The sequence below is a fragment of the Natronorubrum daqingense genome, from assembly GCF_001971705.1.
Lineage (GTDB): Archaea > Halobacteriota > Halobacteria > Halobacteriales > Natrialbaceae > Natronorubrum > Natronorubrum daqingense.
The window spans coordinates 2,269,113-2,289,117 of record NZ_CP019327.1; the positions used below are offsets into that span (position 1 = coordinate 2,269,113).

The following is a 20,005-nucleotide window of genomic DNA, read 5'->3' on the forward strand; positions in this document are numbered from 1 at the left end:
TACGAATGCACGACCCAGAGACGGTGTGGGACTTCGCGATGGCGGATCAGCTCAAATTCGGTCTCGAGGCCAGTACGGAACTGGGAGACGAACTCGAGGCGCGCGGCGTCGACTCGGCCCTCGTCGTCACTGACGAACAGCTTCGAGAAACCGGCGTCGTCGAGGACGCGCTGTCGTCGGTTCCCGCCGACCTCGAGGTCACAATTTTCGAGGGGGTCGAACCGGACCCGGCCGTCGATGTCTACGAGTCAGCACTCGAGGCGGCCGCAGACGTCGACCCCGACGCGATCGTCGGCGTCGGCGGCGGGAGTTCCCTCGACGTCGCGAAAGTGACCGGCGCGCTCGCCGATACGGATCGCGACCTCCTCGAGTACGTCGCACCGCCCATCGGGGGCGGAGAACCGGTGCCAGCGTCCGAGACCGTCGTGTTCGCCCTCCCCACGACCGCCGGCACCGGAGCCGAAAGCTCGCCAGCCGCGGTCGTCTCCCTCCCGGATCGGGAACTGAAAGTCGGTATCTCGAGTCGTCACCTCTACCCTGACCTCGCCGTCGTCGACCCGCTGTTGACCGTCTCGCTCCCGCCGTCGATCACCGCGGCGTCCGGGATGGACGCGCTCACCCACGCCATCGAGGCCTACACGACGCGTCGATACGATACCAAGAAATCAGTGGAACACGCCTCCGAGCGGGCGAATTACGGCGGCAGAACAGCGATGACCGACATGTACGCGAAGCAGGCTATCGAACTGATCGGCGGGAGTCTCCAGCGCGCGGTCAACAACGGCGAAGACGTCGAGGCCCGTCGCGACATGGCGCTCGGCAGCGTACTCGCCGGAATCGCCTTCACGAACGCCGGACTCGGCGCGACCCACGCCATGGCCTACCCGATCGCCGGCGAGAACCACACGCCCCACGGCGTCACCGTGGCCGCCTTGTTGCCGTCGGTGATGCGCTACAACGCCTCGACGGCGTACGATCGCTACGGAACCATCGCCGAGTTGTTGGGAGAGTCGCTCGAGGGAGCGAGCGACCGCGAGGCCGGCGAGCGAGCCGCAATCGCGGTCGAATCGCTGTGCGCTGACATCGGCATTCCCGACGGACTCGCGGAACTGGGCGTCGAAGACGACGACATTCCGCGACTCGCGGAGAAAACGGCCGAAATTCAGCGGTTGCTGATCGGAAACCCGCGACGCGTCACCACGGACGACCTCGAGTCCATCTTCGCGGACGCGCTCTGAGCTGACGGTTCGCGAACGCGCACTGAGTTGACGGCGAACGTGGGAACCGACACGTGAGGACGACGAAACACGTGAGGACGACGAACGGAGGTGACGAGTTTCTCGGAGTCTCGAGCCCATCGCTGGCGTTCTCGAGAGCGTGAGCGTCCTCGAGTGAAGCACGCACGAGCACGAGCACGAGCGGCCCTGAGCACGAGCGGCCCTGAGCACGAGCGGCCTCGCGTGGACCCGAAAGCAATACGGTGGCCATGTCCCTAGACGAACCAATGAGCAGCCTCTCGGGGGACTGGCGCGAGCAGGTCGACGACGTCGACGCGGCCATCATCGACGGCTACCAGAGTGGCGTTCCCGTCGAAGAGCGCCCGTTTCGGCGACTCGGTCGCGAACTCGAGATCGGCGAAGACGAGGCCGTCGAACGCGTCAGCCGACTCCACGACGCGGGGATAATCCGGCGATTCGGTGCCGTCCTCAACCCGCCGGTGATCGGTTCGTCGACGCTCGCGGCGGTGAGCGCGCCCGAAGATCGCTTCGAAGAGATTGCGACGATCATCAACGAGTACCGACAGGTCAACCACAACTACGCCCGCGACCACGAGTGGAACATGTGGTTCGTCGTCACCGCTGGCTCGCGAGCGAAACGCGACGAGATACTCGACGAAATCGAGAAGCGAACCGGCTGTTCGGTGCTCAACTTACCGATGCTCACCGACTACTACATCGACCTCGAGTTCCCCGTCGTCAACGACGATCGGTTCGCTCGCGAATCGCTCGAGGAGGCGACCGACTCGTCGGCGACGCGAATCAGCGAGAGCGCGACCGGCGACCTGCGTGCCTTCGACGCCGACCTCTTACTCGCGATTCAAAACGGCTTCCCGCTCTCGAAGACGCCCTACCGAGAGATCGCCCGCGCGCTCGAGGCCGACGTCGAACGCGTTCTCGAGGGGATCGAACGGCTCCTCGAGAACGGCTGCATCAAACGGGTTGGCTGCGTGATCAATCACATCGTCACCGGGTTCGACGCGAACTGTATGGTCGTCTGGGACGTTCCCGACGATCGACTCGACGAGTGGGGGGAGCGCGCGGGCGGGCTGGCGTCCGTCACGTTGTGCTACCACCGACCCCGTCGACCGGACCAGGAGTGGCCGTACAACCTGTTCACGATGATTCACGGCCGTGACGCCGACGCCGTCGACGCGAAGATCGACGAACTGGCCACCGAGTACCTGCCGGTCGACCACGAGCGACTGTACTCGACCGAGACGCTGAAACAGACGGGTGCGCGTTACGAAGCACTCGTCGAGTAATCCCAGTGGTCGGCAGATCGACTCGGGTGAATTGGTGTCCGAGTTTCCAGGTCAAGTGCCGGACGGGCTGTATCCGAGTTCCCGGATCGATCGCCGAACGGACTGGTCGCGGTCACTCTGGAAGCAGGCTTCGAGCAGCGTAGATCACTCAACCGAACAGCCCGAGGAGCACTAATCCGAGCCCCGCGAAAAGGAGTACTCCCGCGAGCATCGCCGTCAACAGTCGCAGCGAGGACTCGGCGTCCGCAGTGACCTCGAGTCGCGGATAGAGCTGTCGCGCGCCGACGAGGACGGCGATACCCGTGGCGAGCGACAGCAGTCCGAACGCGAGCAACTCGGCGTTCATCTCCCAGTACTACCGGTTCCGTGGTGAAAAAACGGCCTCCCCGTCTCGGTCGGTGAGGAAAGTCGCTGCGCTCGCCGATTGAAACGGGGAAATCGAGAGACAACGTGTCGAATTGCCTCGCCACTGATCGGCCCTCACTGCGCAGGGAAAAGCCCATGCTGTCGGGCATGCAACGGTCGGTTATGAGCGATCGTTCGGACGAGGTCACGCGTTCCCGTGACACGGACGACCTTCTCGAGGAGACGGAGGACTTGCTCTCGGAGTCGGGTTCCGGGAGCGCGTCCTTCGAGTCGGGAGACTCGTCCGAAACGGGTTCGAGGGCGACCGAGAGTAGGTCCACATCGGCAGCCAAGGCTGGCACTGACGCCGACGCCGGTGGCTTGTTCTCCGGGCTGCGGTCCCGGTTCTCGCGAAGCACCTCGCGACCCCCGATCAGCGAGTACTTCGCGCCGAAGCTGTGTCTTGCGTTCGCCCTCTTGTTCGGGTTCGGCCTGTTCGCCGGCGGGATGACCATCCCCATTGCGGGCCGCGTGCTCGGCCTCTTCGGCGTCGCGTTCGCCCTCGGCATGGTGACGTCGAAACGACGCTACCTCGAGGTGGGAGCGGCCGGAACGACCGTCGGCGGCCTGTCGGCCGTCTCGGGAAACTTCTATCTCGCGATGGCTGGCTCGTTCCAGACCGTCGTCGCGATCGGCATCGCGTTCAGTCTTCTCGCGTGTCTCAGCGGCTACTACTTCGGTCGAGACTTGCGAGACGGCCTCTTCCGAGACGTCGAGTGAGTGCTGGAAAACCCGTTGGGACGGACGGCGACGCAACGAGGTCCGAAGAGAGACGGCTAAGTCCGAAGAGAGACGGCTAAGTCCGAAGAGAGACACGAGGCTCTGAAGAGCCACGAGGAGAAGACAGCCCCGTCGTTCGCCCTCAGTTGCCGGTCGTCAGCTCCCAACCGCGTTCGGTCCGACGAACGACGCCGTCGTCCGCCATGGACTCGAGCAACTCGGCGACGAGTTCGCGGGGTGCGTCGACGTCGCTACTGAGGTCGCCGACCGATTTCGGCTCGGATCGGATGCTCGCCAGGAGGTCGGCGTAAATTCGACTCTCGGGGCCAGTGCCGACGGTTTCGGAGATTGCATCGAGCACGCCACTGAGTCGGCCCTGGACCCACCGCTGGGCCAGCGACAGTTCGTTTTCGAGTTGCTCGAGCGTCTCGAGCGCTCTGAGCAACTCGTCGAGTTCGCCCGTTTCGTCCCAGGAAACGTCGAGTGAGAGGTGTCTACAGGTCGTAATATCGAAACTGCTGTTTGCGGGATAGGCGCTCTTACTCGCGAAGCCGTAGGGGGAGACGTTGACCTCGAGTCGGACGTGACGAGCGATGTGGAAGTACTTTCGACGCTGATCGTCGACGCGACTCTCGATCAATCCAGCCTCCTCGAGTTTTCGGAGGTGTTCGATCACCGCTTTGGGGCTCACGCCGAGATACTCCGAGATTTCGGTCACATAACAGGGTTTGCGGGCGAGCAACCGGAGGATTCGTCTCCGATTTTCGTTTCCCAACAAATCGAGCAACGCGGCGGAGTCCATCGTCATCTCGTTGGGGGTCGTCGCTGAAAAGGGTGTCTGCTCGCTTCGAGAACGAACGGTCGACGGAGCGTGGCCGAGCGACGATTTGGCGCTTATTCGTCGCCGTTCGGGGCCTCTGCTGGTGAACCAGAATCAGTCGACTGTGTGCTCTCGGCCTGTCCTCGGTCGGAAGACTCCGCAGACGAACCGGCATCAGCGACCGACCCACCGCCAGGAGTGCCACTCGGTCCAGCGAGTTCCTGAGCGAACGCAGCGACCTCCGGGCCGGCCATCTCAGAGGCGTTTTCCTGAAGGGCACCGAGTCGGTCGTCGTCGACGCCAGCCTCTGCAGCCTGCTGTTCGGTCTGGTTGATCGAGCGCTCGAGAGCGTTGATCTGAACGGTCAGTTGCGTCATCCGCGCCTGATACTCACCGTCGATCGAGTCGGTTTCTTCTTGCAGCGTTTCGTACTCGTCCTCGAGGGATTCCTGTTGGGACTCGAGTTGGTCCGTTCGGTCGTGGACGACCTCGTCTCTGTCGTCCTCGGCGGATTCGTACTTCGATTCGTACATGCCAGCGTCGACCTCGCTTTCGGCATCTGCCGCGCTCGATTGCATAAACGTGGAGACGTTCGTGTCCGGACTCTCCGCAGACTCGTTATCGATAGACGGACTGGTACTCACCGAACTATCGACGACACCTCCTGCAGCGGGTGCCATCGTGAGCCCGAGGACTGCGAGGAAGACGAGCAGGATAACCGGCCGTCTGGTGGTCATTGACTGAGCGTTGGCTCGAATATCCTAAAAGGGAGGTCTTCGTTTGGATCGTTTACGACTGTAAACGGGTGTTTCTGCGTATCTCAACGGTTTCGACCAGCACAGTTGCCGTCCGCGTTGTCCAACTACCGCTTGAATCACACGAACGGCAGACTCACACGTTGAGTACGCTGATTTGGTGGCTATTCCTCGAGAGTGCGGGTGAAAACTCGCGTCGACGCATCCTTTCCAGCGAGACGTATCGTTTCATGGTGTCACTAACTGACGTGAACGACACCGTGAACTGTTCGAGAGCGTTTTCGACGCCGTTTTCCGGGTCTCGGACGCGTGTACGACCCAGAACGACGAGACAATTGTTCGGACGATAACCGTCCACCAGCGCACAAGTCGACGAACGACAGTCTTCGCTGATAGTCCTCTGACTTAACGTTGTCCGAAAATAGTTATATTCTATCCGACCATGGTACCAACTACCATGTTCGAGCGCTTTTCGCAGGGATACTACCTCGGTCGACTCTACGTCACCCCGACCGACGGCACCCGTGCGCTCATGCACAGCGACCAACACGAGCGGATCAACGAAGCGGTGTACGCCACCGGTTCGGGCGTCGAACGTCTCGATACGCCGCTCGTGATGAAACTCGAGAACCACCACTTCGCGGTCCACGGCGACGAGAACGTGCCGACGGACACCCTCGCCCTCCCCGAATCGATGGTCGAAGAAGCGAACGTCAGAAACCCGCCGTCGCTTCGAGAGATTCTCCTCGCGCGACGCGAGCGCGCCCATCAGCTACTCTCCTGGGCCGGTGAACCGGACGACGACGCGGGGGGTTACAACGTCGGAACCTAGAAGTGTTTTCGCTTCGCCCTTGTGGGTAGATGCTCGACGAGTTGCTCGGCCGTGCCTCGCTCAAGGACCGAATCGACGACCTCGAGGAGGAAAACGACCGCCTCGAGAAGCGCTACGAGGCGGAATCCGAGCGTCGAGCCGAGGCGACGACGGCCAGACAGGACGCCGAAGAGCGGGTGAACCGACTCGAGGACCGCATCGCTCAACTCGAGGGCGAACTCGAGCGAGTCGACGACAGCGGGCAGTCGCTCTCGCTTCGTCGTCGCGAACGTCTCCGGGGTACGCGACTCGAGGACGTCTTCTCCCGACTCGCGTCGTTTCGGACGGCACCCGAAGGAGCCATGACGGCCGTTCTCGAGGCCGACGACGAACTCGAAGACCTGGGAGACGAGTTCGGTGACGACCTCGAGGACGTACTGGGCGACCGACGCGGACTGGTCGCCGACGCCGCACCCTGTGTTCTGTGCGTCGACGACGCCGGCCTCGTCGCCGTCACGCTCGAGCCACCGGTGCTCCCGGAGAGCACGCCGAAACTCGAGTGGGACGACCGATTCGCGCTCGAACGCGAGTGGTTCCTCCCGACAGGGGAGTACGCGCTCGCGCTCCTCAGAGCCGACCTGTTCGCACTCGGCGTCTACGACGGTGGCGAACGCGTCGACTATCAGGGGTTCGAGAGCGACGTCAAGGGCAACCACTCGAAAGGCGGCTTCTCGCAGGCCCGATTCGAACGGATTCGCAACGACCAGATCGACGACCACCTCGAGCGCTGTGAGCGCGCGCTGGCCGACCACGACGTCGAGCGACTGTTCGTCGTCGGCCAGCGCGGCGTGATCGACACGCTCGTCTCGGAATCGGACCTCGAGCCGACCGGAACGGCCGCCGTCGACGCGACGGGGAGTCCAAAATCGGCGCTCGAGGACGCCCACCACTCGTTCTGGACGACCGACCTCCGAGTCCTGTAACGGGACGTGTGACCCTGACTGGAAGTGTCCACCGTTAAGTGGACACTCACCAATTGGCAGGTATGAACGTCGCAATTCTTGCACACGAGAAGTTTCCAGACCGCGCCAAAACTGCCCTGGGCGTGCTTCGCTACGCCGATCACGACGCCGTCGCCGTGCTCGATTGGGACAACGCGGGTCAGCGCGTCAACGATTTCGTTCCGGACGTTCAGGACGCCCCGATCCGCGAGGGAATGGCAGACCTCGAGGCCGACGAGGTCGACACGCTGCTCATCGGCATCGCTCCCATCGGCGGCGGCTTCGTCGAAAGTTGGCGCGAGGACGTCCGGACGGCACTCGAGTACGGCTGTGACGTCGTTTCGGGCCTGCACTACTTCCTGAGCGAGGACGAGGAGTTCGTCCGACTCGCCGACGAGCACGGCTGTAAACTCGAAGACGTCCGAAAGCCCCCGGAGGATCTCACGGTCAGTCAGGGCATCGCCGGCGAGGTCGACGCGGAGATCATCCTCACCGTCGGCACCGACTGCTCGGTCGGCAAGATGACGACGACGATGGAACTGGCTCGAGACGCCCGCGAGGCGGGACACGACGTCGGCGTGATCCCGACCGGCCAGACCGGTATTATGATCGAAGGCTGGGGGAACCCGATCGATCGCGTCGTCTCGGACTTCACCGCGGGCGCGGTCGAAGAGATGATCCTCGAGAAGGCGGACGAGCACGACTACCTCTTCGTCGAAGGGCAAGGGAGCATCGTCCACCCGGCTTATTCGGCCGTCACCTGCGGTATCCTCCACGGCGCGATGGCCGACAAACTCGTCCTCTGTCACGCCGCCGGTCGCGAGGAGATTCACGGCTACGAGTCGTTCGACGTTCCCGAACTCTCGACGTACGTGGACCTCTACGAGGGACTCTCCGCTCCCGTCGCGGACGGCGAGGTCGTCGCCGGCGCGTTGAACACGACGAACCTTGCGGACGACGCCGCCGCCCAGGAAGCGGTCGAGGCGTACGCCGACGAACTCGGCGTCCCCGCGACGGACGTGATTCGCTTCGGAACCGACGACGTACTGGAGGCGCTGTTCTGACGATGTCCCTCGAGACGCGCTTCGAACGACACACGCTGCCCCTCGAGTACCCCTTCACCATCGCCCGCGGGACGACGACCGAGACGGAGGTCGTCACGGTTCGCATCGAGGACGAGGACGGAACCGTGGGTATCGGCGGCGCGGGACCGTCCGCACACTACGGCGAGACCGTCGACACCGTGAGCGCCGTGTTGCCCGACCTGCTCGCGGCCGTCGAGGACGTGGACGACCCCCACCGACTCGAGCGAATCGAACGGCGGATGCGCGAGACGGTGAACCGAAATCCCGCCGCTCGCTGCGCCGTCAGCATCGCGCTCCACGATCTGGTCGCGAAATCGCTCGACGTGCCCCTCTATCGGTACTGGGGACTCGATCCGAGCGAGACGCTCGAGACCTCCTACACCATCGGGATCGACGACACGGAGACCATGCGCGAGAAGACCGAGACGGCCCTCGAGCGCGGTTTCTCGACGCTGAAGGTCAAACTCGGGACGGATCGCGATCGGGAGATTATCGAGACGATTCGGTCCGTCGCCCCCGACGTGACGCTCTTCGTCGACGCGAACGAGGCCTGGACGCCCCGGGAAGCGGTCTCGAAGATCGACCGTCTCGCCGAGTACGACCTCGCGTTCGTCGAACAGCCGGTTTCCGCCGAGGACCCCGAGGGACTCGAGTTCGTTTACGAGCGCTCCGCCCTCCCGATCGCGGCCGACGAGTCCTGCATCACGCTCGAGGATATTCCGCGGATCGCCGACCGCTGTGACATCGCCAACCTGAAACTCATGAAGTGTGGCGGCCTGCGGGAAGCGAAGCGGATGATCCACGCCGCCCGCGCACACGGTCTCGAGGTCATGTGTGGCTGTATGACCGAGTCCAACGCCTCCATCGCCGCCGCCACTCACCTCGCACCGCTGCTCGACTACGCCGACCTCGACGGCTCGCTGTTGCTCGCCGCGGACCCCTACGACGGCGTCCCCGTCGACGACGGCGAGATCGACCTTGCCGGACTCGAGCGATCCGGAACCGGCGCGGTGCTCGAGTGAGAACGGACGAAAGCGTGCCTTCAAGTCCACCGCCGCGCAACGCCAACCCATGAACCCAGGCGATCGCGTTCGCGTCGACCGCGCGGATCGCACGTACGAAGGCGTGTTGCTCCCCTCGAGCACCGACGACCACCTCGTCGTCAAACTCGAGGGCGGCTACAACGTCGGTATCGACAGCGAGGCGGCCGACGTCGACGTGCTCGAGGAGGACGTCTACGAAATCGACGGCGACGGTGCCGAGGAGGAGACGGGCTCCGAAGTCGAGTTCGACGAGGACCTGCCGACGATTTCGCTCATTTCGACGGGCGGCACCATCGCGTCGACGGTCGACTACCGCACCGGCGCGGTGACGGCCCAGTTCGACGCCGAGGACGTGCTTCGGGCGGTTCCGGATCTCGCGGGTCGCGCGAACTACCGCGGGCGCGTCGTCGCGAACATCCTCTCTGAGAACATGGAACCGCCGCTCTGGCAGGACCTCGCACGGGCCGTCGCCGAGGAGATCGAAGCCGGTGCCGACGGCGTCGTCGTCATGCACGGCACCGACACCATGCAGTACTCCGCCTCGGCACTTTCGTTCATGCTCGAGACGCCCGTCCCGATCGTCTTCACGGGAAGCCAGCGCTCGGCGGATCGACCGTCTTCGGACAACGTGATGAACGCCGTGTCGGCCGTCGAGGCCGCAAAGAGCGACTGCGCGGAGGTACTCGTCTGCATGCACGGCTCCGAGAGCGACGATATCTGTGCGCTCCACCGTGGAACTCGCATTCGGAAGAATCACACCTCCCGACGCGACGCCTTCGAGACCGTCGGTGCGGAGCCGCTGGGAACAGTGGACTACGACACCGAGGAGGTCAGCTTCCGTCGTGAGTACCACGAGCGAGACGAGACCGACCTCGAGATCGCGGACGAACTCGCGAGCGACGTCGAACTGCTGAAGTTCACGCCCGGAATGGACCCCGCCTTCCTCGACGTGGTCGAGGGAAGCGACGGGCTGGTCATCGAGGGAACCGGTCTCGGGCACGTCCACACCGATCTGATCCCCCGAATCAAGGAGCTAATCGAGGACGGCATGACAGTTGTCATGACGAGTCAATGTCTCGAGGGCCGGGTCTGTGATCGGGTCTACGACACGGGTCGGGACCTGCTCGAGGCCGGCGTCGTCGAAGCCGGCGACACCCTGCCGGGGACCGCGAAGGTGAAGCTCATGTGGGCACTCGAGAACAGCGAACACGTTGAGGAGGCCATGGGAACGTCGCTCGCAGGCGAGATTCAGGAACGATCCGTTCCCTGGGAGTAAGCGAGTCCGTTTTCTGGCTCGTCATCACTGAAGCTGGTATCTGGAAGGGCGTTTTCGGCGCGGTGGCGCGCGCTGGCTCGCACCGAGCGACCAGCGAGTTGCGAGCCGCCGTCGTGCGAGGGATGAGTGAGCGACCAGCGAGAGCGAACGAATCGGCTGGGGAGGACGTGGAATTCCCTGTTGGCACGAGAGCAGGTCACTCGCGTTTGAGTCCGTGCGTCGTGTGCATCTCTCGTTTAACGTCGTTTCTCACGTATGGCCTTACAAACTCTTCTCGAGTCGACATTCGAAACCTGTCCCCCACCCAGAACCAACAGCGAGCCACCTGTCGATAGTGAGGCCTTTCTCGAGGGACGCCGAATCACCGGGCATGAACGAGCGGACCGACGATGCTGATGAAGACGCCGACGCGAGCGCAGCCACGAGCGAGTTCGACCTCGAGATTCGGCGTGCGACTCACGACGATTACGACGGCGTCGTCGCCTTCACGAGCGACATCTGGCCGGATCGAGGCGGCGACTACATCCCCGACGTCTACCACGACTGGCTCGAGGACGACGAGGAGACGGGGAAGAAGACGTTCCTCGCCGAGGTCGACGGCGAGGCGGCCGGAATCGTTCAGGGCGTCATGCTCACCGACGACGAAGCGTGGTTCCAGGGGATGCGCGTCGCGGCCGACCACCGACGCAAGGGCGTGAGCCACCGATTGAACGAGTCGTTGTTCGAGTGGGCCCGCGAACAGGACGCGACGGTCGCCCGCGTCATGATCTTCTCGTGGAACCAGGCCTCGCTCGGCTCCGCGCGCTACAGCGGCTACGAACCGCTCACGGAGTTTCGCTTTGCCCATCCCGAACCCGACGCCGACCTCGACCCCGGCCCTGATGCTGACTCTGATGCCGACACAACGAGATCGGAACGGGTCTCGAGCGATCCCGCGGCGGCCTGGCGCTACTGGACCCACAGCGACGCCCGCGAGCACCTGAGCGGGCTCGGACTCGCGCCCGAAGAGTCCTGGGCCATGCGGGAACTCACGCGATCGGATTTCGAGCGCTTCGCCGACGAGACGGCCCTCTTCGCCGTCGAACGCGAGGACGGCGTCGCCGGCGTTTCCTACCGCACGCGGACGTACGACCGCCCCGTCGAGGACGGCGGCGAGGAGACGACGGAAACCTGGGCCGAGTACGGCGTCGGCGCGTGGGAGGACGTCGAAGCCGCCCGGTCGCTGTTCGCAGCCATCGCTCGAGACGCAGCCGAGTGTGGTGCAGACGAGACGCGCGTACTGATTCCAGAAACTGCCAGGGACGTCAGCGACGCCCCCTTCGCCGGAGTCGAAATCGCCGAGGAGCCGGATTTCGTTCTCGGAACTGACCTGACTGGAGAGTGATTGGTTGCAAACAATTACGAACGCGACGAACAGAATACGACGGCGAAATAGGCGCTATCGATCGTGTGTCGAACCTCGCTCGAGGAGCAAAATGAGTTAGTAAGTTGTCGTGTGATTTCGACGCGAGCGGAGTTTCTGAGGGAGAACACGCCCGTTCCCATTCATATTATAACGGAACGTTCTTCGGAACGAGAACTCATGCAACACCCTCCATACGAACCGGACGAAACCGTCGACGGCGGTGAACTCTCCTTTACCGACGACGGCCTCGAGACGCCCGAACGCTACGTTGGCTTCGATGGCACGCTCGTGGTCGTGACGCCGGACCTACGCTCCCGCGTCACGCCTATCGACGCGGTGAGTGAGCACACGCCCCTGCTACAGAGCTACCCCGTCGCCGCCGAGTGGTTCCAGGAGCCCTACTGCGACGACGACACCGTATTGATCCACCCCGAAGGCGAGATGACGATTCATCGCTACCGAGTCGTCGACGAGCGCCACGAAAGCGGCGCTCGAAGCCAATCAGAATCGACGCGACAGCAGACCCAGACCGCTACCCTCCGCTGACCGGCGGGAACAACGCCAGTTCGTCGTCCGCCTCGAGTTCGGTCTCGAGACCATCTTCTTCGACTAAGACGTTCGTTCCGTTGCGCAGTACGTTGATCTGCGATCGCAACTCACCGTCGTCGTCGCGAACGCGCTCGTCGAGGTCGGGTCGACCCGCGAGAAGTTCCTCGAGTGCGTCTCCGACGGTATCCCCGGCGGAGGCGTCGACGGTGACGTGTTTGTCGCCCGCACGTTCCGCGAGGTCGGCGAACAGTTTCCACTCCGTCATAGGTGGCGCTATCGCCGCCGCGGGCAAGTAGCTACCGCTCTCGAGTGACTCTCGCCATCGGAACAGCGTACCGTGAAGGAGGTTGGATAGGGAACGGCCGAAGGCGTGTCGGTATCGCTCGAGTCCGTCTACAGTCGGGTTCGCTCGAGTCCGTTCGCGACCTGATTCGCCTCCGAACGGTACCGACGGTGTTTAACTAATCGCGTGATGGAACAGCGATATGGTCGGTGAGGCGTTGCTCCAGCGGCTGCCCAAAAATTGGAAGCGAATCGTCACGGTTCGTGCAGCCGTCGTACTCTCGCTGCTCGTCGCGCTGCTCTCGGTCGTCACCGGCGTCGTGCACATCGGCCAGGACGTCGTCGTCGACGGGCCACTCGTCGGCTTAGTCCCCGAAGTCGTCCAGCGATCGGTCGGCTTCACGGGCGCGTTAACCGGATTTTTGATGGTCGGCAGTGCGCTCGCATTGCGCCGCGGGCTGCGCGCCGGCTGGTACGCCACGCTGGTTCTCCTGCCAGTGACGGCGATTCAGGGCGTGTTGCAGGTGAGTCGGTACTCGGCTCCACTGGTCGTCCTCTCGCTCGCTGCAATTCCGTTCCTGTTGATCACGCGCGATCGCTTCGACAAGTCGATCTCACTGACGACGACGCAACTGGCCGCCGGCGGCGCGCTCGTCGGCGTCCAGGCCTACGGCACCGCCGGCGCGTACGCCCTTCGCGAGGATTTCGACGGCGTCGAAAACATCCTCGACGCGTTTTACTTCACGCTGATCACCTCGAGCACCGTCGGCTACGGCGATATCGGGCCCGAAAGTCCCGAGGCAATCTTGTTCACGATGTCCGTCGTTGTCCTCGGCGTGGCCAGTTTCGGTATCGCCATCGGAGCGCTCGTCGGCCCGGCGATTCAGGCGCGGATCTCGAAAACCCTTGGAAAGATGTCCGATTCACAACTCGAGTTGCTCGAGGATCACCTCCTCGTGCTCGGCTACGGCGAACTGACGGAACCGATCGTCGACGAACTCGCGGGCAGCGGCCGGACGTTCGTCGTCGTAACGAACGACCGGGACGCGGCGTCGGAGCTCTCCGAGCGAGATATCGCGGTCGTTACGGGAGACCCGAGCGACGAGAAACCCCTCCAGCGGGCGAAGATTGGTCGCTCGAGCGCTATCGTCGTCGCGACGAATCACGACGCCCAGGACGCACTCGCAATCTTGACCGCCCGGCAGTTCGCACCCGACACGCGTATCGTCGCCGCCGCGACGGATAGCGAAAACAGCGAGAAACTCGAGCGCGCGGGCGCAGACACGGTGATCAGCCCGACCGTGCTGGGCGGCCACCTGCTGGTTCGCTCGGCGCTCGGTAGCGACGACACTGAACTCATCGATCGACTCACGGGTGACGAGTAGTCGACGGGTCCACGAATCGGCAGAAGACGGAGAAATCGGCTTACTCCGGCGCGCCCTCGAGAATGTCCACGCCGCTCGAGGCCCCGATCCGTTCGGCTCCGGCCTCGAGCATGGCCATCGCCTCGTCGTAGCTGCCGACGCCGCCGCTCGCTTTGACGGGACGGTACTCGCTCATGAGTTCGACGTCCGAGATGGTCGCACCCCCATCAGCGAAGCCCGTCGACGTCTTGACCATCGCCGCGTCGGCTGCGTCTGCCGCCCGGCAGGCCCGATGTTTCTCCTCGTCGGTGAGCAACGCGGTTTCGATGATAACCTTGACCGGAATCGGCACGGCGGCGACGAGTTCGGCCAGTTCGGCCCTGACGACGTCTTCTTCGCCCGCCTTCAGTCGACCAATATTGACGACGACGTCGAGTTCGTCGGCTCCGGCCTTCCAGGCGAGGACGCCCTCCCGTCGTTTCACGTCGTGATCGTTCTGGCCGTGGGGAAACCCGATCACCGTCGCGAGCGTCACGTCGGGGGCGTACTCGTCCGCCTCCTCGAGCGCGTACGGCGGGATACAGGCGTTCATTCCGTGGTCGGCTGCCTCCTCGAGGACGGTTCGAACGTCGGCCATCGTCGTCTCGGGGCCGAGCACGGTGTGGTCGATCAGCGGCGCGAGGTCGCTGCGGTTCATACCCAAGGCTCTCACTCGATAGGGAAAAACCCGACCGATCACTTTTGGCCGCCCGGACGAAACGAGAGAACATGACCGACCGTCAGCACGCCGTCGACTCGGCAGTTGCGTCGACGGCCGACGACATCGCCGAGATGCGGACCCGCGGGGCGGCGACGATCGCGGACGCGGCCGCCGGCGCACTCGCGACGCAGGCCAAGCGATCCGAGGCGACGACGGAAGCGGCGTTCCGGACGGAGCTTCGGGCCGCGGCGAAAACGCTCTACGAGACGCGACCGACGGCAGTGAGCCTGCCGAACGCGCTTCGGTACGTTCTCCGGGGTATGGAGGGAGCCACCGTCGCCGAGTTGCGCGCGTCGACGATCGATCAGGCCGAGGCGTTCCAGCGAGAGCTAGCCCAAGCCCAATCGAAACTCGGCACGGTCGGGTCGAACCGGCTCAGAGACGGTGACGTCGTGATGACCCACTGTCACTCGACGGACGCGCTCTCCTGTGTCGAAGCCGCCCTCGAGGACGGCAAGGAGATCGAAGCGATCGTCAAGGAGACTCGACCCAGAAAGCAAGGTCACATCACGGCCCGACAGTTGCGCGAGTGGGGAGTTCCGGTGACGCTCGTCGTCGACAACGCGGCGCGTCGGTATCTCGATCGGGCGGATCACGTCCTCGTCGGCGCGGACAGCATCGCGGCCGACGGGAGCGTGATCAACAAGATCGGAACGAGCGGGCTTGCAGTCAACGCGCGCGAGCGCGGCGTTCCGGTGATGGTCGCCGCACAGACGATCAAACTCCATCCAGACACGATGACCGGCCACACGGTCGAAATCGAGATGCGCGCGGAGAGCGAAATCGTCTCGGACGACGAACGAGCCGACATCGACGACGAGTACGCCGACGACGACCTCGTCGTCGAGAATCCGGCGTTCGACGTCACCCCGCCGCGCTACGTCGACGCGATCGTCACCGAGCGCGGCCAGTACCCGCCGGAGAGCATCGTGACACTCATGCGAGAGCTCTTCGGCGAGACGACCAGCGAGCCGTGGGAGCCGTAACGTCGAGAATCAGACGTCGATACTGCCGCCCTCGAGGAGTGTAACGGAAACGAGACGTGATCGATTTGAGTAGTTGTCAATCGGAAAGTGTTTGGTAGTGGTGTGTGCCAGTAGCTATATGGTAGTACCAGAGGGGTTCGTGCTTCCACCGTGGTATCTTCTCGTCCCGCTTTTGGTCGTGTTGGTGGGGATCGTGGCGCTGCTGTGGGCGCTCGGACCGCCGGTGACCGATCGAACGGTCCTGGCGTTCGCGCCGTGGATGATGTTCGGGTCGACGCTCCACGTGTTACACCGCATCGACGCCTATCCGGACAACCTCGAGTCGTTGTTCGCCGCGCCGAGCGTCTACCTCGTGACGGCGGTGATCGCCGGCAGCGCCTGGATCATCGGAATCTTCCTCTATGCGGGTGGCTTGCAGCCGACGATCGAACGATTCGTCGGGATCTCGGGGACCGCCTTCTTTGCCGTCTTCGTCATGATCTTCCTCAACATCGGCTGGGCGGTTGGGAATTTCGAACTGTTCTGGCCCGTCATCAGCGTCGTCATCGCCGGCGCCGTCACCGCCATCGCCTGGATCGCGCTCAGCCTCCGCTACACCGACGTCGCCGCCACGACGAGCATCACCGGCGTGATCGTCGTCTTCGGCCACGCACTGGATGGGGTCTCGACCGCAATCGGTTACGACGTCCTCGGCGCCGCAGAAGAGGTCCCGCTCTCGAGGCTCATTCTCGAGGCCGGCGAGTCGCTGCCGACGGACGAGTACATCGGTGCTGGCTGGGTGTTCATCGTGGTCAAAGTCCTGCTCGCAGTGGTGATCCTCGGGCTCTTCAAGGAATACGTCGACGAACGGCCACAGCAGGCGCGAGTAGTGCTTGCCCTGATCGCAGCGGTCGGCCTCGGACCGGGCGTTCACAACGTCTTACAGTTTGTTATCACCTAGATTTTTTTCGGACACCCCCGTCTTTACTGTCGTATCGAATGGGCCCCACCGTACTCGCCGCCGGCCACGTCAACTGGGACGTGACGCTTCGCGTCGACCGACTCCCCGAAGCCGACGGTGAAGCGACGATTCGCTCGCAACGCCAATCCGGCGGCGGCAGTGCCGCGAACGTCGCCGCCGCCCTCGCCGGACTCGAGGTCGAGACGGGGCTGATCGGCAGCGTCGGCGACGACGACAACGGCTTGCTCGCGAGACGCGAACTCGAGGAGGCTGGCGTCGCGTTGTCGGGGCTACAGGTCGTCGAGGACGCCAGTACGGCCGTCAAGTACCTGCTCGTCGACGACACGGGCGAAGTATCGATTCTCGGCACCGACGGCGTCAACGAAGCCATCGAGCCGTCGGACCTCGAGCCGACCCGGATCCGCGGGGTCGACCACGTGCACCTGACGAGCCAGCGTCCCGAAACTGCCAGCGCGATCGCGAGCACCGCTGGGGACGCCGGCGTCACCGTCAGCTTCGACCCCGGGCGTCGATTCGGCGACCGCGAGTACGGAGAGACGCTCGAGCACACCGATATCCTGTTCGTCACCGATCGGGAGGCGACGGCACTGGTCGACGAGCCCGTGAAACACCGAAGCGAGGAACAGCTGCTCGTGACGACCTCCGGCGACGACGGCGCAACGGTCAGACGTGGGGCGGAAACGTACACACATCCCGGCTACGACGTGACCGCGACGGATACGGCGGGTGCCGGCGACGCGTTCGCCGCCGGATTCATCGCGTCGCGACTCGAGGGGGCCGATCTCGAGCAGGCGCTCGAGTACGCGAACGCCTGTGGAGCGTTGACTGCGAGTCGAGACGGTGCGCGAAGTGCTCCGACGGCAACGGCGCTCGAGGAGTTTCTCAGTGAACGATCCTGACCAATAGACCTTTTATCCGGCCGAGAGCCCCCCAAACCCGCCGCCGTCTGGCGATTATCACCGACCGTTGTCTGACGGTAATTATATAGTCCGAGCCGTTGGCCGTTCATATGGAACGTCACGGAAACGTGACGGAGAGACATGACGGAAGGAAGGATTAGCGAGTCCCACGGATGCGAATTTACACGTCGCGTCCGCTACGATCGAGAGACCAACGAACCGCCAAGTATCGCAACCGCAACAGCGCTGGCCCAATACTACGGTGAAGACGTCGCGGCAACCAGCATGCGGCTGTACGACTACATCGATCCCGATGCACTCGATGCCCTCTTCGCGGACACCCACAGCGGAACGACGCGGGCCGCGGGGAGTGTCGAATTTACGGTCGAAGACGTGCAGGTAACGATTCAGCCCGGACAAATCGAGGTCCGGCCGGCCGAGTAACGGGTGTTCACGGACGAGTGAACGACCCAGTGGGTGGAACGGGGACGACGCAGGTCGCGATCAGACGGACGTTCGGGACCCGTCCTCGAGTATTTTCTCACCGAAACTGAGACAGCAACTGCAAAACCGAAACCACGGGCTATCCTGCGGTCGCTCCGGAAATGACTTACCGTAGTCGGCATGAAACGGAGGGTATGGCAACGCAGCCACACCTGTTAGTCGATGACGGAGAGTTGACAGACCGGGTACTCATTCCGGGCGACCCCGGTCGCGTCGACCGAATCGCCAGCCACTGTGACAGTTCGGAAACGATCGCCGAGAACCGCGAGTACAAGGTCGTCAACGCGACGTACGACGGCACGGAGCTGACGATCTGTTCGACCGGTATCGGCTGTCCATCGGCAGCAATTGCAGTCGAAGAACTGGCGAACGTCGGCGTCGAGACCTTCATCCGCGTCGGGACGACCGGCGCACTCCAGTCCGACATCGAAATCGGTGACATGGTCGTCGCGACCGGTGCCGCGAAGAACGAAGGGACCTCGAAACGCTACGAAGACGTCGAGTACCCGGCCGTGCCGGACTACGACGTCGTCTCGAGTCTCGTCGATTCTGCTAAGGCCAACGACGAGGAGATCCACGTCGGGCCGATCGCCTCCGACGACGCCTACTACGCCGAAACCGACGAGCACGTCGCCGACTGGGAAGACGCCGGCCTGCTCTGCGTCGAGATGGAAGCCGCCGCCGTCTTCACGCTCGCGCGCCGAAAGGGCCTGCGCGCCGGGGCCATCTGTACCGTCGACGGTAACCTCGTCGAAGGCACCCAGAAGGGCACCGACACCGAAGACGACGAACTCCCGGACAAAGCCAAGAACAACGTCGGCCGCGCCATCGACATCTCGCTCGAGGCCATCACGCAACACTAACGCGAAAATCGCCTCGTCGACACACCACTCTTCTTCGGGTCTAGGAGGCTTCCTCGCCGGAGAGCGCCTCGGCGAGCGTCGTCGTTTGCTCGGTCAGCGTCTTCGTCGTCCCCGAAGCGGCCTGCAACTCGCTATTGATCGCCGCGAAGAGCCGTTCGAACGCGAGCGTTCCGTCCGGGTCCTCCCACTCGCTCGTCGCTCGAGCCTCGAGTCCACACGTCGAGCACGAACCGTCCGTAACTGTGCCAACGCACGCGGCGCATCGCTCGAGACCGGCCGGAACCGTCTCCGCTCGCTCGACGACGGTGCGAAGCGTCGACTGGAGGGAGTGGCCCGATTCGACCACCGACTGGAGCGACGTGCGAACGTCGGTATCGAACGCCGTCTCGTCGACCGCCTCGAGCGCCTCGAGGTGGGCGTCGGCGAGGTCGAGTGCGAGGATAGCGTCGCGGCGGGTTCGACAGTACTCCTCGAGGGGGTCGCTAGCTGCGTTCTCGGCGGCAGTCTGACCCTCGTCTGCCGACTCGACGTTCGTTTCGTCGACCGACTTTGCAGGTATTTCGTCGGCCTCGAGCGCCGAGGGAAGCGACGTCGCGAGCGACGCGAACGATGCAACCTCGGAGATTGCGCCGCCCTGTCTCTGGGTCGTCTCGCGGACACGTTCGAACAACGCCGTTGGCGTTTCTGGGATACCAGCGTGGTCACCCCGGAGCGTCGTCGAACAGTCGGTACAGACGGTGACGAAGGCGCTTTCGTGGGCGTGTGTTCCGGGTCCAGATTCCGCCGTGTCGATGGGGTGAATCTCGAGGGCCGTTCGGGAATCCCCGGCGTCCTCGAATCCGCAGGATCGACACGCGTACTCGTCTCGGTCGACGACTGCTCGTCGCTCGACCTGCCAGTCGCGAGAGGTCACGAGCGTGAGCAGACAGCGCGACGACAAAAACACACCGGCTCACCCGCTCGCAGGCGAGTTC

General features: G+C 63.9%; 22 protein-coding genes. 16 read left to right on the forward strand and 6 right to left on the reverse strand.

The annotated features are described in order from the left end of the window. Positions 1-5: 5 nt before the first annotated feature. Positions 6-1,238, forward strand: a complete 1,233-nt coding sequence (locus BB347_RS11005) for a hydroxyacid-oxoacid transhydrogenase (protein WP_076581416.1) — start codon at positions 6-8, stop codon at positions 1,236-1,238. A gap of 266 nt (positions 1,239-1,504) precedes the next feature. After that, positions 1,505-2,542, forward strand: coding sequence for a siroheme decarboxylase subunit beta (gene ahbB, locus BB347_RS11010; protein WP_076581418.1), 1,038 nt, complete (start codon positions 1,505-1,507; stop codon positions 2,540-2,542). A gap of 148 nt (positions 2,543-2,690) precedes the next feature. Here ahbB and BB347_RS11015 read toward each other — a convergent pair whose 3' ends face one another. Next, positions 2,691-2,888 carry a hypothetical protein gene (locus BB347_RS11015; RefSeq protein ID WP_076581420.1) on the reverse strand — a complete coding sequence of 66 codons (198 nt, stop codon included), beginning with the start codon at positions 2,886-2,888 and terminating at the stop codon, positions 2,691-2,693. Between the two features lie 182 nt (positions 2,889-3,070). On the opposite strand from BB347_RS11015, the gene BB347_RS11020 reads away from it, so the two are divergent. Beyond that, on the forward strand, positions 3,071-3,667 hold the full coding sequence (locus BB347_RS11020; protein WP_076581422.1) for a hypothetical protein: 597 nt from the start codon (positions 3,071-3,073) through the stop codon (positions 3,665-3,667). Positions 3,668-3,809: 142 nt separating this feature from the next. On the opposite strand, the gene BB347_RS11025 is transcribed toward BB347_RS11020, so the two are convergent. Together BB347_RS11025 and BB347_RS11030 are read right to left on the reverse strand one after the other, a co-directional pair. Beyond that, entirely contained in the window at positions 3,810-4,469 is a 660-nt protein-coding gene (locus BB347_RS11025; protein ID WP_076581733.1) for an ArsR/SmtB family transcription factor, read from the reverse strand. 92 nt (positions 4,470-4,561) lie between these two features. Then, positions 4,562-5,224, reverse strand: coding sequence for a hypothetical protein (locus tag BB347_RS11030; protein ID WP_076581424.1), 663 nt, complete (start codon positions 5,222-5,224; stop codon positions 4,562-4,564). Positions 5,225-5,699: 475 nt separating this feature from the next. Between BB347_RS11030 and BB347_RS11040 the strand changes: the two genes are divergently transcribed. The 7 genes from BB347_RS11040 to BB347_RS11070 all read left to right on the forward strand — a co-directional run bounded on the left by BB347_RS11040 (position 5,700) and on the right by BB347_RS11070 (position 12,409). Beyond that, positions 5,700-6,074 (forward strand): DUF5802 family protein, encoded by a 375-nt coding sequence (locus BB347_RS11040; protein WP_076581428.1) that lies wholly within the window; start codon positions 5,700-5,702, stop codon positions 6,072-6,074. Between the two features lie 29 nt (positions 6,075-6,103). Continuing rightward, a complete protein-coding gene (locus tag BB347_RS11045) occupies positions 6,104-7,036 on the forward strand; it encodes a Vms1/Ankzf1 family peptidyl-tRNA hydrolase (RefSeq protein WP_076581430.1) in 933 nt (310 codons plus the stop codon). Between the two features lie 62 nt (positions 7,037-7,098). Continuing rightward, the gene (locus tag BB347_RS11050) at positions 7,099-8,118 is read left to right on the forward strand and encodes a DUF1611 domain-containing protein (RefSeq protein WP_076581432.1); all 1,020 of its coding nucleotides are present in this window, start codon (positions 7,099-7,101) and stop codon (positions 8,116-8,118) included. 2 nt (positions 8,119-8,120) lie between these two features. Next, positions 8,121-9,161: a dipeptide epimerase gene (locus BB347_RS11055; protein ID WP_076581434.1), complete on the forward strand. Its 1,041-nt coding sequence runs from the start codon at positions 8,121-8,123 to the stop codon at positions 9,159-9,161. A gap of 49 nt (positions 9,162-9,210) precedes the next feature. Then, the gene (gatD, locus tag BB347_RS11060) at positions 9,211-10,458 is read left to right on the forward strand and encodes a Glu-tRNA(Gln) amidotransferase subunit GatD (protein WP_076581436.1); all 1,248 of its coding nucleotides are present in this window, start codon (positions 9,211-9,213) and stop codon (positions 10,456-10,458) included. Between the two features lie 370 nt (positions 10,459-10,828). Next, positions 10,829-11,842, forward strand: a complete 1,014-nt coding sequence (locus BB347_RS11065) for a GNAT family N-acetyltransferase (RefSeq protein ID WP_076581438.1) — start codon at positions 10,829-10,831, stop codon at positions 11,840-11,842. 198 nt (positions 11,843-12,040) lie between these two features. Further along, positions 12,041-12,409, forward strand: coding sequence for a hypothetical protein (locus tag BB347_RS11070; protein WP_236995943.1), 369 nt, complete (start codon positions 12,041-12,043; stop codon positions 12,407-12,409). On the opposite strand, the gene BB347_RS11075 is transcribed toward BB347_RS11070, so the two are convergent. Next, a complete protein-coding gene (locus tag BB347_RS11075; protein WP_076581440.1) occupies positions 12,396-12,677 on the reverse strand; it encodes a ubiquitin-like small modifier protein 1 in 282 nt (93 codons plus the stop codon). The two genes, BB347_RS11070 and BB347_RS11075, sit on opposite strands and share 14 nt — an antisense overlap. 220 nt (positions 12,678-12,897) lie before the next feature. On the opposite strand from BB347_RS11075, the gene BB347_RS11080 reads away from it, so the two are divergent. Then, positions 12,898-14,079 carry an NAD-binding protein gene (locus tag BB347_RS11080; RefSeq protein WP_076581442.1) on the forward strand — a complete coding sequence of 394 codons (1,182 nt, stop codon included), beginning with the start codon at positions 12,898-12,900 and terminating at the stop codon, positions 14,077-14,079. A 40-nt stretch (positions 14,080-14,119) separates the two neighbouring features. On the opposite strand, the gene deoC is transcribed toward BB347_RS11080, so the two are convergent. Continuing rightward, complete coding sequence (gene deoC / locus BB347_RS11085) at positions 14,120-14,755, reverse strand: deoxyribose-phosphate aldolase (protein ID WP_076581444.1); 636 nt, start codon at positions 14,753-14,755, stop codon at positions 14,120-14,122. Between the two features lie 71 nt (positions 14,756-14,826). On the opposite strand from deoC, the gene BB347_RS11090 reads away from it, so the two are divergent. The 5 genes from BB347_RS11090 (at position 14,827) to BB347_RS11110 (ending at position 19,031) form a co-directional block, all read left to right on the forward strand. Then, entirely contained in the window at positions 14,827-15,804 is a 978-nt protein-coding gene (locus tag BB347_RS11090; RefSeq protein WP_076581446.1) for a ribose 1,5-bisphosphate isomerase, read from the forward strand. A 118-nt stretch (positions 15,805-15,922) separates the two neighbouring features. Continuing rightward, on the forward strand, positions 15,923-16,744 hold the full coding sequence (locus BB347_RS11095) for a DUF63 family protein (protein ID WP_076581448.1): 822 nt from the start codon (positions 15,923-15,925) through the stop codon (positions 16,742-16,744). A gap of 38 nt (positions 16,745-16,782) precedes the next feature. Further along, a complete protein-coding gene (locus tag BB347_RS11100; RefSeq protein ID WP_076581450.1) occupies positions 16,783-17,664 on the forward strand; it encodes a carbohydrate kinase family protein in 882 nt (293 codons plus the stop codon). 141 nt (positions 17,665-17,805) lie between these two features. Beyond that, a complete protein-coding gene (locus BB347_RS11105; protein ID WP_076581452.1) occupies positions 17,806-18,108 on the forward strand; it encodes a HalOD1 output domain-containing protein in 303 nt (100 codons plus the stop codon). Between the two features lie 194 nt (positions 18,109-18,302). Then, complete coding sequence (locus tag BB347_RS11110; protein WP_076581454.1) at positions 18,303-19,031, forward strand: nucleoside phosphorylase; 729 nt, start codon at positions 18,303-18,305, stop codon at positions 19,029-19,031. Between the two features lie 40 nt (positions 19,032-19,071). Here the strand turns inward: BB347_RS11110 and BB347_RS11115 are convergent, their stop codons facing one another. Continuing rightward, complete coding sequence (locus BB347_RS11115) at positions 19,072-19,944, reverse strand: hypothetical protein (RefSeq protein ID WP_076581734.1); 873 nt, start codon at positions 19,942-19,944, stop codon at positions 19,072-19,074. Positions 19,945-20,005 lie beyond the last annotated feature (61 nt).

Excerpts from the sequence above, each read along its gene's own strand:
- BB347_RS11005 (WP_076581416.1), top strand. The coding sequence starts at position 6 with ATGCACGACCCAGAGACGGTGTGGGACTTCGCGATGGCGGATCAGCTC.
- ahbB (WP_076581418.1), top strand. The coding sequence starts at position 1,505 with ATGAGCAGCCTCTCGGGGGACTGGCGCGAGCAGGTCGACGACGTCGAC.
- BB347_RS11015 (WP_076581420.1), bottom strand. The coding sequence starts at position 2,888 with ATGAACGCCGAGTTGCTCGCGTTCGGACTGCTGTCGCTCGCCACGGGT.
- BB347_RS11020 (WP_076581422.1), top strand. The coding sequence starts at position 3,071 with ATGAGCGATCGTTCGGACGAGGTCACGCGTTCCCGTGACACGGACGAC.
- BB347_RS11025 (WP_076581733.1), bottom strand. The coding sequence starts at position 4,469 with ATGGACTCCGCCGCGTTGCTCGATTTGTTGGGAAACGAAAATCGGAGA.
- BB347_RS11030 (WP_076581424.1), bottom strand. The coding sequence starts at position 5,224 with ATGACCACCAGACGGCCGGTTATCCTGCTCGTCTTCCTCGCAGTCCTC.
- BB347_RS11040 (WP_076581428.1), top strand. The coding sequence starts at position 5,700 with ATGTTCGAGCGCTTTTCGCAGGGATACTACCTCGGTCGACTCTACGTC.
- BB347_RS11045 (WP_076581430.1), top strand. The coding sequence starts at position 6,104 with ATGCTCGACGAGTTGCTCGGCCGTGCCTCGCTCAAGGACCGAATCGAC.
- BB347_RS11050 (WP_076581432.1), top strand. The coding sequence starts at position 7,099 with ATGAACGTCGCAATTCTTGCACACGAGAAGTTTCCAGACCGCGCCAAA.
- BB347_RS11055 (WP_076581434.1), top strand. The coding sequence starts at position 8,121 with ATGTCCCTCGAGACGCGCTTCGAACGACACACGCTGCCCCTCGAGTAC.
- gatD (WP_076581436.1), top strand. The coding sequence starts at position 9,211 with ATGAACCCAGGCGATCGCGTTCGCGTCGACCGCGCGGATCGCACGTAC.
- BB347_RS11065 (WP_076581438.1), top strand. The coding sequence starts at position 10,829 with ATGAACGAGCGGACCGACGATGCTGATGAAGACGCCGACGCGAGCGCA.
- BB347_RS11070 (WP_236995943.1), top strand. The coding sequence starts at position 12,041 with ATGCAACACCCTCCATACGAACCGGACGAAACCGTCGACGGCGGTGAA.
- BB347_RS11075 (WP_076581440.1), bottom strand. The coding sequence starts at position 12,677 with ATGACGGAGTGGAAACTGTTCGCCGACCTCGCGGAACGTGCGGGCGAC.
- BB347_RS11080 (WP_076581442.1), top strand. The coding sequence starts at position 12,898 with ATGGTCGGTGAGGCGTTGCTCCAGCGGCTGCCCAAAAATTGGAAGCGA.
- deoC (WP_076581444.1), bottom strand. The coding sequence starts at position 14,755 with ATGAACCGCAGCGACCTCGCGCCGCTGATCGACCACACCGTGCTCGGC.
- BB347_RS11090 (WP_076581446.1), top strand. The coding sequence starts at position 14,827 with ATGACCGACCGTCAGCACGCCGTCGACTCGGCAGTTGCGTCGACGGCC.
- BB347_RS11095 (WP_076581448.1), top strand. The coding sequence starts at position 15,923 with ATGGTAGTACCAGAGGGGTTCGTGCTTCCACCGTGGTATCTTCTCGTC.
- BB347_RS11100 (WP_076581450.1), top strand. The coding sequence starts at position 16,783 with ATGGGCCCCACCGTACTCGCCGCCGGCCACGTCAACTGGGACGTGACG.
- BB347_RS11105 (WP_076581452.1), top strand. The coding sequence starts at position 17,806 with ATGACGGAAGGAAGGATTAGCGAGTCCCACGGATGCGAATTTACACGT.
- BB347_RS11110 (WP_076581454.1), top strand. The coding sequence starts at position 18,303 with ATGGCAACGCAGCCACACCTGTTAGTCGATGACGGAGAGTTGACAGAC.